Source organism: Exiguobacterium sp. s194, assembly GCF_018618275.1.
Taxonomy (GTDB): domain Bacteria; phylum Bacillota; class Bacilli; order Exiguobacteriales; family Exiguobacteriaceae; genus Exiguobacterium; species Exiguobacterium chiriqhucha.
This window is the reverse complement of record NZ_JACSLT010000018.1, coordinates 1-19,528: the sequence shown is the minus strand read 5'-3', so window position 1 is coordinate 19,528 and position 19,528 is coordinate 1. Positions and strand designations below refer to the sequence as shown.

The 19,528-nt window shown below is 48.8% G+C and carries 16 protein-coding genes, 3 tRNA genes, 1 rRNA gene, 1 other RNA gene and 1 other annotated feature; of the genes, 16 read left to right on the top strand and 5 right to left on the bottom strand.

Features of this window, described 5'->3' with window-relative positions:
* Positions 1-127 precede the first annotated feature (127 nt).
* Positions 128-243: ribosomal RNA gene (rrf, locus tag KNP85_RS15465) — 5S ribosomal RNA — on the top strand.
* Positions 244-492: 249 nt separating this feature from the next.
* Positions 493-1,956: an IMP dehydrogenase gene (guaB, locus tag KNP85_RS15460; RefSeq protein WP_021066750.1), complete on the top strand. Its 1,464-nt coding sequence runs from the start codon at positions 493-495 to the stop codon at positions 1,954-1,956.
* A 45-nt stretch (positions 1,957-2,001) separates the two neighbouring features.
* On the opposite strand, the gene KNP85_RS15455 is transcribed toward guaB, so the two are convergent.
* The 3 genes from KNP85_RS15455 to pdxR all read right to left on the bottom strand — a co-directional run bounded on the left by KNP85_RS15455 (position 2,002) and on the right by pdxR (position 7,583).
* The gene (locus tag KNP85_RS15455) at positions 2,002-5,430 is read right to left on the bottom strand and encodes an alpha-amylase family glycosyl hydrolase (protein WP_214803911.1); all 3,429 of its coding nucleotides are present in this window, start codon (positions 5,428-5,430) and stop codon (positions 2,002-2,004) included.
* A 138-nt stretch (positions 5,431-5,568) separates the two neighbouring features.
* Positions 5,569-6,183, bottom strand: coding sequence for a class A sortase (locus KNP85_RS15450; protein WP_214803909.1), 615 nt, complete (start codon positions 6,181-6,183; stop codon positions 5,569-5,571).
* Positions 6,180-7,583: a MocR-like pyridoxine biosynthesis transcription factor PdxR gene (pdxR, locus tag KNP85_RS15445; RefSeq protein WP_214803907.1), complete on the bottom strand. Its 1,404-nt coding sequence runs from the start codon at positions 7,581-7,583 to the stop codon at positions 6,180-6,182. Before pdxR ends, KNP85_RS15450 begins: the two co-directional genes overlap by 4 nt.
* A 286-nt stretch (positions 7,584-7,869) precedes the next feature.
* On the opposite strand from pdxR, the gene pdxS reads away from it, so the two are divergent.
* From pdxS to KNP85_RS15405, 8 genes are all read left to right on the top strand, one after another.
* Positions 7,870-8,760 (top strand): pyridoxal 5'-phosphate synthase lyase subunit PdxS, encoded by an 891-nt coding sequence (gene pdxS, locus KNP85_RS15440; RefSeq protein WP_021066746.1) that lies wholly within the window; start codon positions 7,870-7,872, stop codon positions 8,758-8,760.
* 1 nt (position 8,761) lies between these two features.
* Positions 8,762-9,340 (top strand): pyridoxal 5'-phosphate synthase glutaminase subunit PdxT, encoded by a 579-nt coding sequence (gene pdxT, locus KNP85_RS15435; protein WP_021066745.1) that lies wholly within the window; start codon positions 8,762-8,764, stop codon positions 9,338-9,340.
* Between the two features lie 87 nt (positions 9,341-9,427).
* A complete protein-coding gene (locus KNP85_RS15430; protein WP_353048948.1) occupies positions 9,428-10,672 on the top strand; it encodes a D-alanyl-D-alanine carboxypeptidase family protein in 1,245 nt (414 codons plus the stop codon).
* Between the two features lie 18 nt (positions 10,673-10,690).
* Positions 10,691-10,898 (top strand) — a binding site (T-box leader).
* Positions 10,899-10,950: 52 nt separating this feature from the next.
* Positions 10,951-12,234 carry a serine--tRNA ligase gene (serS, locus tag KNP85_RS15425; protein ID WP_214803905.1) on the top strand — a complete coding sequence of 428 codons (1,284 nt, stop codon included), beginning with the start codon at positions 10,951-10,953 and terminating at the stop codon, positions 12,232-12,234.
* Between the two features lie 146 nt (positions 12,235-12,380).
* A tRNA-Ser gene (locus KNP85_RS15420) sits at positions 12,381-12,471 on the top strand.
* Positions 12,472-12,509: 38 nt separating this feature from the next.
* A tRNA-Ser gene (locus tag KNP85_RS15415) sits at positions 12,510-12,600 on the top strand.
* A 29-nt stretch (positions 12,601-12,629) separates the two neighbouring features.
* Positions 12,630-12,719 (top strand) — tRNA-Ser (locus KNP85_RS15410).
* Between the two features lie 167 nt (positions 12,720-12,886).
* The gene (locus tag KNP85_RS15405; RefSeq protein WP_214803903.1) at positions 12,887-13,885 is read left to right on the top strand and encodes an HAAS signaling domain-containing protein; all 999 of its coding nucleotides are present in this window, start codon (positions 12,887-12,889) and stop codon (positions 13,883-13,885) included.
* 42 nt (positions 13,886-13,927) lie between these two features.
* On the opposite strand, the gene KNP85_RS15400 is transcribed toward KNP85_RS15405, so the two are convergent.
* Positions 13,928-14,599: a deoxynucleoside kinase gene (locus KNP85_RS15400; RefSeq protein ID WP_021065290.1), complete on the bottom strand. Its 672-nt coding sequence runs from the start codon at positions 14,597-14,599 to the stop codon at positions 13,928-13,930.
* On the bottom strand, positions 14,596-15,231 hold the full coding sequence (locus KNP85_RS15395) for a deoxynucleoside kinase (protein ID WP_029596452.1): 636 nt from the start codon (positions 15,229-15,231) through the stop codon (positions 14,596-14,598). Before KNP85_RS15395 ends, KNP85_RS15400 begins: the two co-directional genes overlap by 4 nt.
* A gap of 121 nt (positions 15,232-15,352) precedes the next feature.
* On the opposite strand from KNP85_RS15395, the gene tadA reads away from it, so the two are divergent.
* The 6 genes from tadA (at position 15,353) to KNP85_RS15365 (ending at position 19,122) form a co-directional block, all read left to right on the top strand.
* Complete coding sequence (gene tadA / locus KNP85_RS15390; RefSeq protein WP_058765163.1) at positions 15,353-15,853, top strand: tRNA adenosine(34) deaminase TadA; 501 nt, start codon at positions 15,353-15,355, stop codon at positions 15,851-15,853.
* A gap of 53 nt (positions 15,854-15,906) precedes the next feature.
* Positions 15,907-16,175, top strand: an RNA gene (ffs, locus tag KNP85_RS15385) — signal recognition particle sRNA large type.
* Positions 16,176-16,269: 94 nt separating this feature from the next.
* Positions 16,270-17,946 carry a DNA polymerase III subunit gamma/tau gene (dnaX, locus tag KNP85_RS15380; RefSeq protein WP_021065287.1) on the top strand — a complete coding sequence of 559 codons (1,677 nt, stop codon included), beginning with the start codon at positions 16,270-16,272 and terminating at the stop codon, positions 17,944-17,946.
* A 15-nt stretch (positions 17,947-17,961) separates the two neighbouring features.
* On the top strand, positions 17,962-18,279 hold the full coding sequence (locus tag KNP85_RS15375) for a YbaB/EbfC family nucleoid-associated protein (RefSeq protein WP_021065286.1): 318 nt from the start codon (positions 17,962-17,964) through the stop codon (positions 18,277-18,279).
* Between the two features lie 22 nt (positions 18,280-18,301).
* The gene (gene recR / locus KNP85_RS15370; protein ID WP_021065285.1) at positions 18,302-18,901 is read left to right on the top strand and encodes a recombination mediator RecR; all 600 of its coding nucleotides are present in this window, start codon (positions 18,302-18,304) and stop codon (positions 18,899-18,901) included.
* The gene (locus KNP85_RS15365; RefSeq protein ID WP_021065284.1) at positions 18,898-19,122 is read left to right on the top strand and encodes a YaaL family protein; all 225 of its coding nucleotides are present in this window, start codon (positions 18,898-18,900) and stop codon (positions 19,120-19,122) included. The genes recR and KNP85_RS15365 overlap by 4 nt, the downstream gene beginning before the upstream one ends.
* The last annotated feature ends 406 nt before the right edge of the window (positions 19,123-19,528 follow it).

The following is a 19,528-nucleotide window of genomic DNA, read 5'->3' as shown; positions in this document are numbered from 1 at the left end:
ATAGGTCATGGGTGGAAGCACGGCGACGTGTGGAGCTGAATGATACTAATCGGTCGAGGCTTTGATCTAGTCTAATGGTTTGTGTGAATTGATGAGTCTTCAGTTTTGAGAGAACGATCTCTCTATGTCTGGTGGCGATGGCGAAGTGGTCACACCCGTTCCCATGCCGAACACGGAAGTTAAGCACTTCAGCGCCGAAAGTAGTTGGGGGTCTCCCCCTGTGAGGATAGGACGTTGCCAGGCCAACGCGAAAGACGATCGAGCATCCGCTCGGTCGTCTTTTTTATAGATTTTATTTATAATTTTGCTTCCTTTGAGGTATATATAATCTATTCCCGAACATTAAGAACGGAAAGCAAATGGAACGAACACAATTCTGAACTTTCTGAACATCGTGAATTGAATTGCACTTTCGAGCTATACCTGTTACCATTACAGAAATATTTCGAAACAAAGATTCGGGTCCGATAGAGAAAGGGGCAATCGATTTTTATGTGGGAAAACAAGTTTGCAAAAGAAGGATTAACGTTTGATGACGTCTTACTCGTACCGCGCTTTTCAAATGTCTTGCCAAGAGACGTGAATTTAAGCACTAAACTTTGCGAAGGTCTTGAGTTAAATGTTCCAGTCATCAGTGCTGGTATGGATACTGTCACAGAAGCACCGATGGCCATTGCGATGGCGCGTCAAGGCGGCTTAGGAGTCATTCATAAAAACATGTCGATGGAGATGCAGGCTGAACACGTCGATCGCGTTAAACGCTCAGAGAACGGCGTCATCACGAATCCGTTCTATTTGACGCCGGAGCGTCAAGTGTACGATGCAGAGTACTTGATGAGTAAATACCGTATCTCGGGAGTCCCGATCGTCAATTCAGAAACCGAGCGTAAATTAATCGGAATTTTGACAAACCGTGACCTTCGCTTCATTAAAGATTATTCGACGGTGATTGCAGATGTCATGACGACGGAAAACCTTGTTACGGCAAAAGTAGGGACGTCACTTGAAGAAGCTGAACGCATCCTTCATCAACATCGAATTGAGAAATTGCCGCTCGTCGACGATTCAGGCGTGTTGAAAGGTCTCATTACGACAAAAGATATTGAGAAAGTCGAACAGTTCCCACATGCTGCAAAAGACAAACAAGGTCGTTTGCTCGTCGCAGCTGCCGTTGGTGTCACAAAAGATGCCGCATCACGTGCTCAAATTCTTGTTGATGCAGGTGTCGATGCATTAGTCGTTGATACGGCTCACGGACACTCAGCCGGTGTCATCGAGAAAGTGAAAGAACTTCGTGACATGTTCCCGACGCTTCCAATTATCGCTGGAAACGTGGCAACAGCTGAAGCGACACGAGCTTTGATTGAAGCCGGAGCATCGGTCATTAAAGTCGGGATTGGTCCAGGATCAATCTGTACGACACGTGTTGTCGCCGGTGTTGGTGTCCCACAAATCACAGCAGTATATGATTGTGTCACGGAAGCTAGAGAACACGGTGTCACAGTTATCGCTGATGGTGGAATCAAGTACTCTGGTGATATTGTGAAAGCTATCGCAGCTGGAGCTCATGCCGTCATGCTTGGTAGCCTTCTCGCAGGTGTGAAAGAGAGCCCAGGAGAGATGGAAATCTATCAAGGTCGTCAGTTCAAGACGTACCGTGGAATGGGTTCTGAGGCTTCGATGAAACGAGGCAGCCAAGATCGCTATTTCCAAGAGGCCGATAAAAAGTTCGTACCAGAAGGCATTGAAGGACGCGTCGCTTATCGTGGCGAACTAGCCGATACTGTCTATCAACTCATCGGAGGCCTTCGTTCAGGAATGGGTTATTGTGGGGCTGCCGATATCCGTGCGCTACGTGAGGATACTCAGTTTATCCGCATGACTGGGGCTGGGTTGCAAGAAAGTCACCCTCACGATGTCCACATCACTAAAGAAGCTCCAAACTATTCACGCTAAACAACAAGCCGTTGTCTCTAAATTAGAGGCAACGGCTTTTCGTTATCATTTTTTTGACTTGGCCACGAGAATGACAGTACCACCATCGTCCTGTGCAGGTAAGCTGACGGTCACTTTCCCATCTCGTTTGACGACGTAATGACGTCCGCTATAGCGGTCGACGAGCGTCGTTTTATGCTTGAGTTTTGTCTGGAATGTGATCGTTCGTTTGGCTTCTGTCGTGTTCAAGGCCACGAGAACAGAGTCTTTGCCGTGCTTCCGTTCAAAGACAGAGTATCCAGTAGCAGAACCACCAGCAACGACGGCACGCGTTCCTTTACTAAATACTTTTGAATAGTCGGCACGAATATTGAGTAGCTTTTGGTAATGCGTATGCATCGCCTTACCTTCTCCTTTGACTCGTTTCCAGTCGAAGTCATAACGGTTTTCATTGAACTCGCCCTTATCCATATCCAACGCATGTTTTCCGGACTGTCCAACCTCTTCACCATAGTAGATGACAGGCTGTCCTTTCGCCGTCATTTGAAGCGAGGCGGCGACCATATGCTTCCCTTCATCGCCTCCTGCACGTGATACGAGGAAACCGTCCTCGTCATGACTGCTGAGGAATTGACCGAGTGTCGCTTCATTCGAGAGTTGCGTGTTGCGATATTGAAGCGCACTCTCGACGTCATCAATATTTCCGTTGATGAACCGTTCGGCTTGATACTTGAAATCAAAGTCGAGAAGCGAGTCCATCTGGCCACTCTGTAAGTAACCGCCCGTGTTGTTCACACTTGCACCGTAATGTTCGCCAATCATTTTGAAGTCCGGTTTGAGGGCCGTCAATTCGTTTTTGAACGACTTCCATGTTGTAGAGTCGACGTGTTTGACCGTGTCGACGCGGAAGTAATCGATGGTGTTTCCTTTTTTCGTTTTCGAGCGTTTAATCCAATCCGTCTGCCATTTGACGAGTTGTTCACGGACGGCAGCCTCTTCGGTCTTAAAGTCCGGTAATCCGGAAAGAGACATCTTCAAGTCATCGCCATCGACCGGATTCGAACGAATCATGCCGTCGAACGCTTTGCGCTCTTGATCGGTTGGGAAGTTTGTGGCGCCCGTGTCTACAGCTCCTGGTTCCATCCCGTAGCCAGGGTGGTTCAAGACGACGTCGACCATAATCTTCATACCGCGAGCATTCGCTTCGTCAATCAGACGATGGAATGCTTTCATATCGCCGAGATGCTCATCGAGTTTTTCGAAGTTTTTCGCCCAGTATCCATGATAGCCATACTGTGATCCATCTTTACCATAGCGAAGATCCCAATCGATATTATCGACAATCGGTGTAATCCAAATCGTGTTGATGCCTAGTTTATCCAAGTAGTCGAGTTTCTTCGTCACACCGGCAAAGTCGCCGCCGTGATACGACTCAAGATGATCTTGGTCATAGTATTCACCGTTCGGGTTATTGTTCGTTTTATCCCCATCGTAGAATCGGTCGGTCAGCATGAAGTAAATCCGTGCCTCATCCCAATCGAACTCTTGCTTGTCCTTCATCGAGACCGGTCGGACCGTTAACGATGTTTTCGTTTTATGGACGTTACCGTATTGGTCAATCGCCGTAATCGTTAAGAATTTATTGCCCGGTTTGACGGTATCTTTGACTGCAATCGTCTGTTTGTTGAGGGCCGGGTCGACTTCTAGTTTAGCCGGTCCACCCAGAGGACGTGCATCGATGAACAGTTGACGCAGCTTGACGCCTTTCGGCAACGTCGGCTTCACCTGGACGACCGCGTTTTCTCGAGAACTGAGGGCTTTCGGTGCCACGCTTGCCGCCAGTTTAACGTTTGGACGACGATACTCGACGCTCGAAGCCTCGAAGTAAGGATCCTTCACTTCGGTCGTGACGCCATCTTTTGTGACAAGGAACGTATAATCATGTTTCCCTTCCGGTAATTTGACCGTATGGCGGAACCATTCATTTTTGGCTTCGTACGTCATCGGGTACGTCGTGCCATTGACTTTCAATGCGACACTGTCGATTTCATCGAGTTGTCCCGCTTCATACAACGCTTTGTCACGGTAGAAGAACGTGACGGCACCATCTTCAAACAAGGGTCCTTGAATCGTCGGTACTTGATGGAACGTCCCTTTGCCGCTCTCGACGACGACTTTCGTCACCCGGTCGCTTCCCAATTTGACATAGCGGTCTTCCCCGTAGCCATCTTTCACGGCCCAATCCGTGCCCTTGCGGATGACAAAGCCTACATTGGTCGCATCTTTTCCGACTGGGATTCGGAAGATGGCGCCATCTTCGGTGATTTTATACGGGTCAACTTGACCGTCTTTGGCACCCGTACTCCACGTCCATAAATTCCAGTCCGTGTAATCGTTGTCGGCCCGGACGTACAACATTTCGATGTAGCGTTGTGTTTTCCACGGATCGGCGATTTCAGTGATGGTTTTAAATGACGTCGTCAATGCCGGCAATGTCGTGTTCGACAGGTTGCCTTTCACGGCGTCCGCGGGAAGGGTCGCGGTATACGTTTGATTCAAACTGAGTGCTTCGGTCGGTGTGACAGTCACTGTCGATCCACTCGCTTCAGCCGTGAACGGTACAACTGTCTCGCCATTCATCAAGCTGATGTTCGAAGCATCTAACGACACAGGTTCATTGAACGTCCATGTGATTGGGGATTTGATGTCCACTTGTTCCGATTGATTGGCCGGCGTGACCGCTGTCACTTCGAGTTGACTGACCGTCTCGACACCGCTCAACGTGAAGGCTGGGCTATATACCGATTGTGTCGACGGAGTCGCCGAAACATTCCAACTATCGGCGACTTTATTGGCCGCATTGCTTGGAATCGTGTCGAACGCACCGTGCTCGGTAGCGTTATTCCCGCTGAGTACCGTGAGGACCCGAACGGTATCATCATTGCTTAGACCAAGCAGGGACAATGGAATTTTGCCTTCAAAGCCTTTCGTGCGATCAATGGCAAACGAGGCGCCGTTTAAGTTGCTCAAGTTTGCGAGCGGCGTGGATTTCCCTGCTTCATACAGAGCGGCTTCTTTTACTGACGTGTCGCCATCGACGCGAAGTAAAATATGATACTGTGGTTTTTTATCAGTTTGGCTGAAGTTGAACGGATGGCCGAGCGGGTTTGTCGCTACGCCTGAATCTTGTTCATTGATTTGGAGGGCGATATTTATGTACTGACCATTGTCGCCCCAGTTCGGGACGTTGTTCGCATCCACATAAAAGTAAAGGTTACGCGCATCGTTCTGCAGATAGACGTCTCCTAAATCGAATCCTTGCCAACCCGCCTGTGGGGATGTGGCGAGCGCTGGCGTGTTCGCCCAATCCGTTTTTAAGCCATCAATCGAGATTGTCGCAGGCTCGGCCAATGCGTTCATCGGAACGCCGGCTTGGATGAGGAGAACGGATGATAAAAGTAACGTGGTCGTCTGTCGTGCCGTTTTCTTCTTCATAAAGCACCTCTTTCATGGAATGTGTCGTCTACAGGGCAACGAATTGTCAAAATTGTGCAAACGGTTTCAGGAATAGTTTAGCTGAATATGTAAGCGCTCACAATATATTTTTTGAAAAATAATAAAAACGCCTATCGATTAGAGAGGCGTTTGGTTCACGAAGTGTCCTTTGACAATCAAACGTTCGGTCGCATCGAACGTGCATGTGACGAGTGTAATCGTTGGTTCTGTTGTCGGGTCGAGCACGTCGACCCGTGTCGGGGGAACGGTCTCAAGCGAAGTGACCTCGTATTCGAACGTATGTGTCATGTCGGTCAAGTAGATGGACATGCCGACGTCGATGATGTGAAGCGGACCGAACAAGGCGGTCGGGCTTTGCGTGTAGTGGCCCGCGAGTGCATAATTTCCAGTTCCCATTCGTTGGTCCGGGTCCATCGTTCCAGCCCCGACAGCCAAGTTCTCATTGTCGAGCCCATATAAGATCGGGAGCTCGAGGTCGATTTCTGGAATCGAAATGAGGCCGACGGTCGGTAAATCATGAAATCGATTGCGCACGGTGAGAAGTTGTTCCCATGATAACGGCTCGACGTTTGAAAACTCAAATTCACCGGTTTCTGGCTGTTTCGGTTGAATTTCGGCGGTCACTTGTTGACTGTTCCATGCCGTGAGTTGGTCTTTCCACCACGATTCGGATAACAGGAGTGTACCAATTAACAAAAGGAGCCCACCGACGACGTAGCGTGACCGTTTCATCCATCTCTTCCTTTCTCAATGTTCCAACACGACACGAGTGCACTAACGGCAGCTGGTAACGTTTCTTCGGATAAGGCGGCAAATCCAAATAAAAACTGAGGAATCGTGTCGCTTGATTCGATGCGATAGTCTGTCATCGCATTAATTCGGATATTCGAAGTCTCGGCCAATCGTTTCAATTCTTCACTTGTCGCGCTGGTATGAACAGACAGGACGACGTGAAGGCCGGCGCTCGCCCCCGTGACGGAGACGACCGGTTCATAAGGTTTAAAGGCGGCGATAATGATTTCAAGTTTCCGGCGGTACGTCTTCCGCATCCGGTTCAAGTGTTTCTCAAAATCACCGGTCGCCATAAATTCGGCCAACGTATGTTGTTCGAAACGGGGGACACTACACGTGAAGTGACGATAACGTTCTCGATAGCGATTTAACAGCGGAGGGGGGAGTACCATATAACCGATTCGCAATGAAGGCATCAATGATTTAGAGAATGTGCTCAAATAGACGACCCGCTCGTTTTGATCCATGCTTTGCAAAGAGGGAATCGGTTTGCCGCTATAACGGAATTCACTATCGTAATCATCTTCAATCACATACGTCTGTCGCTCCGATGCCCAGTTGAGCAAGCGTTGACGTCGACTGACAGATAGAATGGTCCCGGTCGGAAATTGATGGGCCGGTGTGACATAGAGGGCATCAATGGATGCTTGCTCCACCAGGTCGACACGGACGCCGCTCTCATCGACAGGAATCGGGATGAACGTCCGCCGTTGATGGGCGAACAGTTGGCGGGTGAGCGGATACCCCGGATCCTCAATGCCGAACGTCGTAGTATCCGGCAACAGTTCTAACAATTGGGGCAACAGCTGCTCGGTTCCCGATCCGACAACGATTTGTTCGGGAGAACAATGCACACCGCGCGAATGGTAGAGATAGGTCGCAATCTCTTGACGAAGGACGAAATCGCCTTGTACAGAGCCAAGTGACAGCAAATCGTGATGTTCTTCCGAGACGACTTGTTTTAAGTGCCGGCGCCAACGTTCGAATGGGAAAGCGGTCGTGTCGATTTGACTCGGATACAAGTCGAACTCATATGTTTTTTTCACCGGGAGCGGTTCGATGACGCTACTGCCGCGCCGGACGTACAGTTCTTCTTGCGGTAACACGTAGAAGCCTTTGCGTGGCAACGACTCGATGTATCCTTCCGCGAGCAGCTGAGCGTAGGCCAGTTCAACGGTCGTTTGCGAGACGTCTAAAAACTCCCCTAGCTTTCGTTTGGACGGAAGTTTCGTCCCGGTGGTGAGGGTGTCATCAACGATGGCTTGTCGAATGTGCAAATAGAGTTGTTCATATAATGGGACGCTCGAGTCAGCCTCGAGCGAGAACGTGAGCATATCCATGATGTGTCCTTTCTGTGGTCAGCCAAAGAAAAAATAGAGCACGAATCCGATGACGAGGAGGAGCGAGACCATTCCCGTTTTTCCGAAAAAGCTGCGCTCCTGCGCGTCGTCACGACTGTTCCATTGATCCATTCCATCATCTCCTTTAATCTTTAAAACATTCGAGAATCGAGAAATGAAGTCCTTTGTTCGAACTGACCACTTTAAAAAATATAAAACTGGCACTTTCAATATAGTCAAATCAATTTATACTTGCAAGTAGACTAGCTTATTGGAGGGGATCCATTTGGAAAAGAGACAAGTAGGGACAGACAAAGTAAAACGTGGTATGGCCGAGATGCAAAAAGGTGGCGTCATTATGGACGTCATCAACGCGGAGCAAGCCAAAATTGCTGAAGCGGCAGGTGCAGTTGCCGTCATGGCACTCGAGCGCGTACCTTCAGATATTCGCAAAATGGGCGGTGTTGCTCGTATGGCCGACCCGACAATCATCGAAGACGTCATGGGTGCGGTATCGGTACCGGTCATGGCGAAGTGCCGGATCGGTCACATCGCTGAAGCACGTGTCCTTGAATCAATGGGGGTTGATTTCATTGACGAGAGTGAAGTATTGACACCTGCTGACGAAGAATTCCATCTCTACAAACGTGACTACAAAGCACCGTTCGTCTGTGGCGCGCGCGACCTTGGTGAAGCATCACGCCGCATCGGGGAAGGTGCAGCGATGATCCGGACGAAAGGTGAGCCGGGAACCGGCAACATCGTCGAAGCGGTTCGTCACATGCGTACCGTTCAAGCCCAAGTGAAACGATTGCTCTCGATGAGCATCGATGAAGTGATGACGGAAGCGCGTGACCTGGGTGCCCCGTTTGAAGTACTCATGCAAATCCGTGAAGCAGGTCGCCTCCCGGTCGTCAACTTCGCAGCAGGCGGAATTGCGACACCAGCTGATGCGGCACTCATGATGCACCTCGGAGCGGACGGCGTCTTTGTCGGATCAGGAATCTTTAAAGCGGAGAACCCTGAGAAATTTGCCCGTGCCATCGTTGAAGCGACGACATACCATGATGACTATGAGCGCATCGCACACTTGTCGAAAGGACTCGGCGAAGCGATGAAAGGGCTCGACGTCCGCACGCTCAAACAAGAAGAACTCATGGCACCGCGAGGTTGGTAAGATGACCACGATTGGTGTACTCGGAATGCAAGGTGCGATTCGCGAACACGTCCATATGCTCGAAGCACTTGGTGCGAATACGCTCGTCGTCCGCTCGGTCGATGACTTAAATCGAATCGATGGACTCGTCTTGCCGGGTGGGGAGAGCACAGCGATGCGTCGCTTACTCGATCGGTACGAGTTGCTCGAGCCGTTACGTGAGAATGCGGAGTTGCCGATGTTTGGAACGTGCGCTGGTTTGATTTTGCTCGCGACCGAAGTTGAAGGATATGATGCGCACTTGCGTAAAATCCCGATGACGGTCAAACGAAATGCGTTCGGACGACAAGTTGATAGCTTTGAAGTCGATTTGACTGTCAATGGAATCGATGAAGCTGTCGAAGCAGTGTTCATTCGAGCGCCGCAAGTCGCATCGGTCGAAGCGAGCGTCGAGGTGCTCGCCGAGGTCGAAGAAGCGATTGTCGCGGTTCGGTATGACAAGTATATGGCCTGCTCGTTCCACCCGGAATTGACGGACGACTTGTCGATGCACCGCTATTTCTTGGACATGGTTGAAGCGACGAAGCGACAACTCGCCTGATTGAAAGGCTCTCTAGCAAATAGGGAGCCTTTTTCATGTGTTTTTTTGCTACACTGTAACGAGATACGTATAGAAAGGGGCAAGACCGTGAGACACAGATGGATCGGATGGATGCTCGTTTGGGCAATCCTTTTAAATATGATCGTGCCGACGGATGCATCGGCGGCACCTAAAGTTGATGCGACCGGCGCGATGCTCGTGGACATGACGACGGGACAAATCCTGTTCTCACAAGAAGAGGACGCGATGCTTCCTCCGGCATCAATCACTAAGCTGATGACCGCTTTTCTCGTCCGAGAAGCCATCGAAGCGGGTGACCTCAGTTGGAGCCAAGAAGTGACCCCGAGCGACAAGGCGTTGGCGCTGACCCGAAAACCAGGATTGGCTCGGATTCCGCTCGTCAATAAACCGTACACGGTGAAAGAGCTATACGACGTGGCGTTGATTCGTTCCGCGAACGAGGCAGCGGTCACATTGGCCGAGGCCGTCTCTGGTTCGGAAGGGGTATTCGTAAAGAAAATGAACGAACGGGCGACCGAACTTGGTATGACCCAAACGACGTTCGCCAATGCATCGGGACTTGACTCTGTGTCAGCGGGACGTCCAGGGGAGAATTTGACATCGGCCAATGATTTGATGATGCTAGCTTTGGCGTATTTGACGAAGTTCCCGGAAGTGCTCGATGTGACGAAACAAGCGTATGTTGATATCGACGGAGTCCGATTTGAAGCGACGAACCGGATGCTCGCCGGTCGTGATTTAGCCTATCCGGGTATGCTTGGCTTTAAAACGGGCACGACTGACGATGCCGGTTACTGCTTCATCGGCGTGTCGACGCGAGATGGACGTACCGTGCTATCGGTCGTTCTCGGAGCGAAGACCGATCAAGGGCGCTATACTGCTACAAAGGCGCTTCACGACTACGCCTATGGCGATTTTGTCTTGACCCCGATTTTACGGAGTGGTGAAATCGTCCCGGCGACGCTCCATGTCGCTGAAGGTACAGTCGAGTCAGCAAAAGTGCGCACGACGTCAGCCTTTGAAGTACTCGTCGAAAAAGGACAGGATGTACCTGAACCGACTTACGATCTTCCGGATACGAAAGCCCCAATTGCGGCCGATCAACAGGTCGGGACCGTCACCATCGAGCCTTCCGGAAGCGTCCGGTATCTAGATGGTGAACGTCCACCTAAAGGAACGCTCGTCGCGGCCGAACCGGTCGAGATGGCGTCGTTTTTGACACGTATGACGCGTGCCTTCTCCGACTTTTTAGATGAGATTCGACTCGTGCTCGGAAAACTGAGTCTTGTCGATAGAGTTGAGATGTTGTAAAGTAAAACTAATTCAATGACAGATGCAATGATGGGGAAAAGTACGTTACGGTCATCTACTGACAGAGAGCTAGTGGTTGGTGCAAACTAGTGGGATGATGTAACCGAATCGGCCTCGGAGCATTGGCTTGGAAACAAGTCACGTTACGCACACGTTACGTGCATCGAGTGGCCCGATTTCGGGCAACGAGGGTGGCAACGCGGATCCAAGGTGGTTCGTCCCTTTCCTACGGGAAAGGGGCGTGCCACCTTTTTTATGTGAAAAAGGAGGAATAATGAATGTTAGACATTAAACGATTACGTTCAGATTTTGAAGAGATTAAAACAAAGCTTGCTTATCGAGGAGAAGATTTGAGTGCGCTTGACCGTTTCCCGGAGTTGGAAGAGAAACGCCGCAACTTGATCAATGAGGTTGAAGTGAAGAAAGCGAAACGAAATGAAGCGACGAAGCAAATTGCGGAATTAAAACGCAACAAACAAGATGCGGATGCACCGATTCTCGAGACACGTCGCCTCGGGGACGAAATCAAATTGCTCGATGAAGAGTTGCGTGAAGTCGAGGCCGAATTGAACTTGATTCTCCTCAGCATCCCGAACATCCCGCACGAATCAACGCCGATTGGAGAAACGGAAGATGATAACGTCACGATTCGCGAAGTCGGAACAAAACCGACGTTCGAATTCGAACTCAAACAGCATTGGGACGTCATGGAAGATTTGAAAATCGTCGATGTGGAACGAGCGGGTAAAGTGACAGGTAGCCGGTTTGTCTTTTATAAAGGTCTCGGCGCCCGTCTCGAACGTGCCCTCATCAACTTCATGATGGATATGCATGCCGATGAACATGGCTATTCTGAGGTGCTCCCTCCTTATATGGTCAACCGCGACGCGATGACCGGGACGGGACAACTTCCTAAATTTGAGGAAGACGCATTCAAAGTGGCGGATACGAACTATTTCCTCGTACCGACGGCAGAAGTTCCGGTGACGAACATGCACCGTGACGAGATCATCACGGAAGACCAACTTCCAATCACGTATACGGCGTATAGCGCTTGTTTCCGTTCAGAAGCGGGATCAGCCGGACGCGACACACGTGGGCTCATTCGTCAGCATCAGTTCAACAAAGTCGAGCTCGTCCGGTTCGTGAAACCTGAAGAGTCTTATGAACAACTCGAGCTCTTGACGGGCCACGCTGAAGAAGTGCTTAAGCGTCTCGGTCTTCCATATCAAGTGCTCAGCATGTGTACGGCCGATCTCGGCTTCACGGCTGCGAAGAAATATGACATCGAAGTGTGGATGCCGGCGCAAGGGATGTATCGTGAAATCTCATCTTGTTCGAACTTTGAAGACTTCCAAGCGCGCCGGGCCGGAATCCGTTTCCGTCGCGAAGCGAACGCAAAACCGGAATTCGTCCACACGCTTAACGGTTCTGGCCTCGCAGTCGGACGGACTGTCGCTGCGATTTTAGAGAACTTCCAACAGGCTGACGGTTCAGTCGTCATTCCGGAAGTATTACGTCCATATATGGGCGGTATCGAGAAAATTGAAATGCCTCAGTAATGAACAAACCAGCCCGTCTGAAATGTATCGTTCAGGCGGGATTTTTTTTAATGTTTTTTCACAAAAGGGTTTGACATCTGTCTGCCAAGTTGGTACTATAAATCATGTCGAGCGAGATGTTTGCTCACCAATTGTATATGAGCTTTGGAGGTGTACCCAAGTGGTTTAAGGGAACGGTCTTGAAAACCGTCAGGGGTGTAATAGCCTGCGTGGGTTCGAATCCCACCACCTCCTCCATTTTTATTTCTGGAGGCTCAACAATTTCATACTTTTTTGGAGGTGTACCCAAGTGGTTTAAGGGAACGGTCTTGAAAACCGTCAGGGGTGTAATAGCCTGCGTGGGTTCGAATCCCACCACCTCCTCCACTTTCTTTTTTTTACACTTTTTTAAGCCTGGAGTTGTACCCAAGCCCGGCTGAAGGGGACGGACTCGAAATCCGTTAGGAGTCGTAAGGCTCGCGTGGGTTCGAATCCCACCAACTCCGCTTGTTTTGGCATCTGCATGGGCAGATGCGTTTTTTTATGGTCGTAGACTCCGGTCTGCGGCTTTTTTTTGTTTGTGTCAATCCGGCGAAAAACAGCTAATCCGGTGACTAATCGGGAATCTTAATCATATAGACTGTGATGGCGCAAAGGGAAGGAGAGGAGCGTCATGGATTGGATTGACATATATATCGATGAGGTCGTGCGACACGTTCCACCGAAGCGGCGCGAGGAAGCCGCTGCCTCGGTTCGGCAATCGATTGAGGCGGCACTGCCCGACCAACCGTCTGAGGCAGACGTAAAACGGGTGTTAGCAGAGATGGGGCATCCGGCCGTCGTGGCCGCGCGTTATAAGGAAGGCCAGTATGTCATCGGCCCACGTTTTTTCCCCGTGTATGTGACTGTCGTCAAGCTTGTCGTTCCCATCGTCTTAGCTGTCGTTTTCTTCGGGCTTGTATTTGCTAGCATGCCGACGTTCTCAGGGCCGCTTATGCCGACAGTCGGCACATTTTTGACGAACATGTTCGATGCGTTATGGGATGTCGGGATTCAGCTCGTGTTTTGGATTACGCTTGTCTTCTTTTTGATTGAGCGCTATGCACCCGATGATGTACCGGCGCCAGATATGAAATGGGATGTGTCCAAGCTGAAAGAACGGGTGAAGGGCGGTCGAATCAGTAAATTTGACGCAGGGTTCGGGTTATTTTGGACAGCCGTGTGGTTTGGCGTGTATATTAATGCCGAACAGTTACTAGGGATTTATGAATCTACGAACGCGGGATTCACGATGGTCACTCCCATCTTCAATCAAACGTTCCTAATGGATGTGATTTGGTTTTTTGTGATCGTCATCTTGCTTCAAGTCGTGCTCGGGGTATGGAAATGGATGAAAGGACATTGGACGTATGCGCTCGCTTCGTTTAATTTGATCTACAATATTGCCTCGGCAACGTTCATCATTTGGATGGCGAGTTCTCCACAGTTGTTCAATCCACGCTTTTTGAATTGGCTGGAGACAAATGTCCCGAACGGGGTCAATTCGTTTGAATGGGTGTTCGGATTGGTCGTCGCCATCACGGTTTTGGCCGCCGTGTTTGATTCCATCGACGGTTTCCGAAAAGCTCGGAAGACGCCGACGTACCGGAAACCTCATATCGCCCACACATAAAAAGAAGGTGCACCGCTCAAGTGAGCAGTGCACCTTCTTTACTTATCTGACTTTCGCTTCGCGAGCAATCGTCAATTGTTTCTCGATTTTTTCAAGGATGAGTTCGACCGAGTTCGGGTCGTTAATCAAGTCATACTCTTCGATTGAGAGACGAAGTACCGGGCAAAGATTGAAGTTGTTGATCCACTCCGTATAGCGCGCGTACATTTCTTCCCAATACGTAATTGGTGTTTGTTGCTCCATCTCACGTCCGCGCATTTGAATGCGGTCGAGCACTTGCTCGAACGAACCTTCGAGATAGATGAGCAAGTCAGGATGCGGGAAGAACGGTGTCAACACCATCGCTTCAAACAAACTCGAGTATGTCTCGTAGTCAGTTGGAGACATCGTCCCTTTTTCGTAGTGCATTTTGGCGAAGATTCCTGTATCTTCATAGATCGAACGGTCTTGGATGAAGCCGCCGCCGTATTGGAAAATCTTCTTCTGTTCTTTGAAGCGTTCAGCCAAGAAATAGATTTGAAGGTGGAAGCTCCAACGCTCGAAGTCATGATAGAATTTATCGAGATAAGGGTTCGTATCTACTTTCTCAAGTGAAGTTCGGAAGTTGAGGGCATCGGCAAGTGAATTCGTGATTGTCGATTTACCGATTCCGACCATTCCACCGATCGTGATGATCGTGTCATTCGGAATGTTGTATTTTTCATTCAGCGTCATTTGATTTGTGCTCCTTTAGTCAATTCTAATTCACGTTCGATCGTTGCGAGGACGTGCGTCAAATCATCCGGGTTTTGGACGAAGTCGAGTTCATCTCCACTGAACGAAAGAATCGTCACTTCGGGGTGTGTCGCGCGGTATGATTCGATGAACGTTTCATAATCGCGGGCGAGCTGTTCGAGGTAATCGCGAGACATATTCTCTTCTACTTCACGTCCACGCAAGGCGACACGTTTCATTAACGTCTCGATGCTGGCGTGTAAGTAGATGACGACATCAGGCTTTGGCATATCGTGTGTCAAAATCTTATAAATTTGCTCATACTTGTTCAAATGAGCTGGTCTCAGGGAACGGTGGGCAAAAATCAAGTTTTTGAAAATATGATAGTCCGAAACGACGGATTGCTGTTGACTCAAGTGGTGTTTGTGGATATCGTCTAATTGCTTGAAGCGATTGCAAAGGAAAAACATTTCCGTTTGAAAGCTCCATTCGTCGATATCTTCGTAAAACTTGCCGAGAAACGGATTCTCTTCTACAATTTCATTCAGCATCTGCATTGAAAAGTGCTGACTGATGATATGGGCCAGTGACGTTTTCCCGACACCAATCGGTCCCTCTACCGTTATAAACATATGATGTCATCCTCCATTATCCAAAGTGCAAGTTCCATTCTAGCATACAATGAAGTGGATAGGGCGAGCGAAATGATTTTCATTTTTTTTCATAATAAGTGATCAGAAACGGAGTGTGTATATGGAACGAGATGAACGATTTATGAGGCTCGCCATAGAAGAAGCAAAGAAGGCGGAAGCAATCGGCGAAGTCCCGATTGGATGCGTCATCGTTAAAGGTGATGAGGTGATTGCCGCGGGTCATAATCGCCGAGAAACGGACTTATTGGCAGCAGCCCATGCCGAAATGATTGCGATTGAACAGGCGAACCAGGCGCTCAGCAATTGGCGTTTGGAGGATTGCGAACTGTTCGTCACGTTAGAGCCGTGCCCGATGTGTGCGGGGGCCATCGTGCTGTCTCGTGTGAAGCGTGTCATCTTTGGTGCCCATGATCCGAAGGGAGGGTGTTGCGGTACGCTCATGAACCTCGTTCAAGACGAACGCTTCAACCACCAAGCCGAAGTGACACAAAATGTTTTAGCAGAAGAGTGTGGGGAGTTGCTGACGATTTTCTTCCGAAACCTTAGAGAAAGGAAGAAGCAGGCGCGGCTTGAACAGAGAGGTTGCAACCCATCTGATTAAACAGTATAATGTAATAGCACTCAACGTAGTGCCTAACTTCATTTACCCATTTGCCGTGCTAGGCGGGGAGGTAGCGGTGCCCTGTAACTCGCAATCCGCTATAGCGAGACTGAATCCCGATTCGAGGGAGTGCATTGGTGTGGCCTGTCCTCGTGTAAGTGGCGTTGACGTCTGAGTCCTGCGCAACGGTCACCCATGAACCAGGTCAGGTCCGGAAGGAAGCAGCCTTAAGTGGTGACGTACCGTGTGCCGCAGGGGTGCTTGGGCCGAGCAAACTGCATGAGTAACGCACATTGACGTGCTTTCAGAAATCGGTGCGCGGCAGATTTATTTAATAACTTCAATCTACGGCCCCAGGGTTGTAGATTTTTTTGTATGATGAAATAGAGAATGTAAGGAAGAAAGGAGGCGGGGACATGGCGTATCAAGCGTTGTATCGGGTTTATCGTCCGCAGTCGTTCCAAGAGGTTGTCGGTCAAATTCATATCACACGTACGATTCAAAATGCGTTGCTTGAGGAACGAATGTCACATGCCTATTTGTTCTCGGGTCCACGAGGGACCGGGAAGACAAGTTTGGCGAAAATTATCGCGAAAGCCATCAACTGCGAGACAGCACCCACACGAGAACCGTGTAACACATGCCCGACTTGTATCGCAATCACGGAAGGGACGAGCCCGGACGTGTTTGAAATCGATGCGGCTTCAAATAATGGGGTCGACGAGATTCGAGAAATTCGGGATAAAGTCAAATATCCGCCTTCTCAAGCGCGCTTCAAAGTATATATCATTGATGAAGTGCACATGCTTTCGACTGGGGCGTTCAACGCCTTATTGAAAACGCTGGAAGAACCACCGGCGCATGCCATCTTTATTTTGGCGACGACAGAACCACATAAAATTCCGGCAACTATCATCTCACGTTGCCAGCGCTTTGATGTGAAACGGCATGAAGTCGGTCAATTGCAAACACGTATGGCATATATCTTGAACGATCAAGATTATGACTATGATCCAGAGGCGCTCAAGCTGATTGCTCGTGCTGCCGATGGTGGGATGCGCGATGCGCTCAGCCTACTCGATCAAGCGCTCGCTTTTAGCGATGGCCGTTTGACCGAAGACGCTGTTCTAGAAGTGACCGGCGCGGTAACGGATGATGCTCTACTTGATATGGCTTATGGCTTACAACAGAAGCAACTCGATCAAATTTTGAGTACGTTGGAAACGATGCTTCGTGAAGGTAAGGATTTGAAGCGATTCATTGAAGATCTCGTATTCGTTCATCGTGATGCTTTACTATTAAAGGCTTCACCTCAAGCCGTCGATTTACTCGAACGCGCCCGTCCGACAGAGACGTTCCGACAATTTGTTGAAGCGACGTCGACGGACGAGTTGTTCCAAGTGATTGAAGAGTTGAATGACTGTCAGCAACAGATGCGATTATCAAACCATCCGAAAGTCTTAGTTGAGTTAACGTTTATTCGGATTGCTGAACAAGGACGGACGATGACAGAACAGATGAAACAACTTCAAGAGCAGGTCCGTGAACTGAGTCGCGAGTTGAATGAAGTCAAGAAAACGGGTGTCCCTGCAGCGGAAGCAACAGCGGAGAAACCGAAAGTTGCCAAGCGAACTCAAATTCGAGTCCCGAAAGAACGCATTCGTCAATTATTGCAACGAGCGGAACGCCAACACTTAAACGCAATCCGTGATAGTTGGGAAGACATCATGGGGAACATTCGCACGCAAGATGGTCCGATTTTTGCACTGTTCTATGAGAGTGAGGCTGTGCTTTGTGCTAGTGACACCTTACTGGTACAATTTAAAGATGGGATGACGTGGCATTACGAGCAGGTTAGCTCGAACGGTCGCACGCGAGACGTGATTGAACAAGCCTTATTCGAAGTGACGGGGATTCGTCGAGAAATCATGGCTGTACTCGAGACCGATTGGGTTGAGTTGAAGAATGAGTTCATCCTTCGTAAACAAGCTGAACGTTCGGATCATAAGGAAGAGGAAGTGGAGGAAGAAGATCCACTTGTCTCAAAGGCCCTCGAACGTTTCGGTGACGTCGTTGAAATTGAAGAAGTTTAAAAGGAGGCGCTCTACATGCGTGGAATGGGAAACATGAACAACATGATGAAGCAAATGCAGAAAATGCAGAAAGATATGGCGAAAGCTCAAGAAGAGTTGAAAGACTTAACGGTCGAAGGTACAGCAGGCGGCGGCATGGTTAAAGTAGTCGTTAGCGGACATAAAGAAGTGCTTGATGTCATTATTGCTGAAGATGCTGTGGATCCAGACGACGTCGAAATGTTGCAAGACCTTGTGTTGGCAGCGGTCAACGACGGGATGAAACAAGCTGACCAACTAGTTAATGATAAAATGGGACGTTTTACGCAAGGGATGAACCTTCCAGGTTTTTAAGTGAAGAAAGGAAAGATGCGAGTTGCAATACCCTGAAGCGATCGGACGTTTGATTGAAAGCTTTACAAAATTGCCGGGCATTGGTCCGAAAACTGCTATCCGTCTAGCGTTCCACGTACTTGATATGGAAGAAGACGATGTATTGACGTTCGCTAAGGCGCTTGTCAGTGCTAAACGTGATATTAAATATTGTACGGTGTGTGGACATATTACAGATGTTGATCCATGTGCAATTTGTACAGATTCGCATCGTGATGAGACGGTAGTCTGTGTCGTTCAAGATTCTAGAGATGTGATTGCGATGGAGAAGATGCGAGAGTACCGCGGGAAGTATCATGTCTTGCATGGAGCGATTAGTCCGATGGAAGGAATTGGTCCTGAAGACATTAACGTCTCGAGTTTGTTAACACGTCTCCAAGAAAATGAAGCGATTAGTGAAGTCATTTTGGCAACTAACCCGAACATTGAAGGGGAAGCGACTTCGATGTATCTATCTCGACTTTTAAAACCGACTGGTATCCGTGTAACACGTCTTGCTCACGGGTTGCCCGTGGGTGGCGATTTGGAATACGCAGATGAAGTGACATTATCTAGAGCGATGGAAGGTCGACGGGAACTATGAAGTGGTTTCGTAAACCTTTACGCTATGGTTACGATCAAAGGTTTTTGTCGGAGTTGTTAGATGCTAAGGCGAAGTACGAATCGAAACGTCACATTCTTGAAGTGAGCATCGAAGATACCGGTGAGTTAGCAGCCCAAGTAAAACAAGCGGAAGCCCTATACTTCTTTTATTTGAAAGAAGCGAAGCGACGCAATGTTTCACTGTCTAACTTAAGGTCGTGAGGCGAGATATTCCATCTCGCCTTTTTCTATGCTGAATCACTCTAGCAAATACATCGAGCATTTTTTCTCTATATAATGAAGGAACTAGAATTATATGAAGAGATTTGAAGCGATAGACAATTGAAATGAAAAATAATTTAAAGTTTTTCTAAAAAAGCTATTGTGTATTTAAAGTTTTATTGATATATTAATAGACGTCGCCGAGAGCGGTTTTGAAAATCGAAAAAAAGATATTGACTTTTAGTTGATAGCTTGTTAAGATATTTAAGTCGCCAAGAACGACAGACGAACTTTGAAAACTGAACGATGAGGCAAAAAAAGTTTTACAATTTTTGAATGAAGCGCAAGCTTCGTCATTTTTAAAGAGCTATATCAAATTCTTTGGAGAGTTTGATCCTGGCTCAGG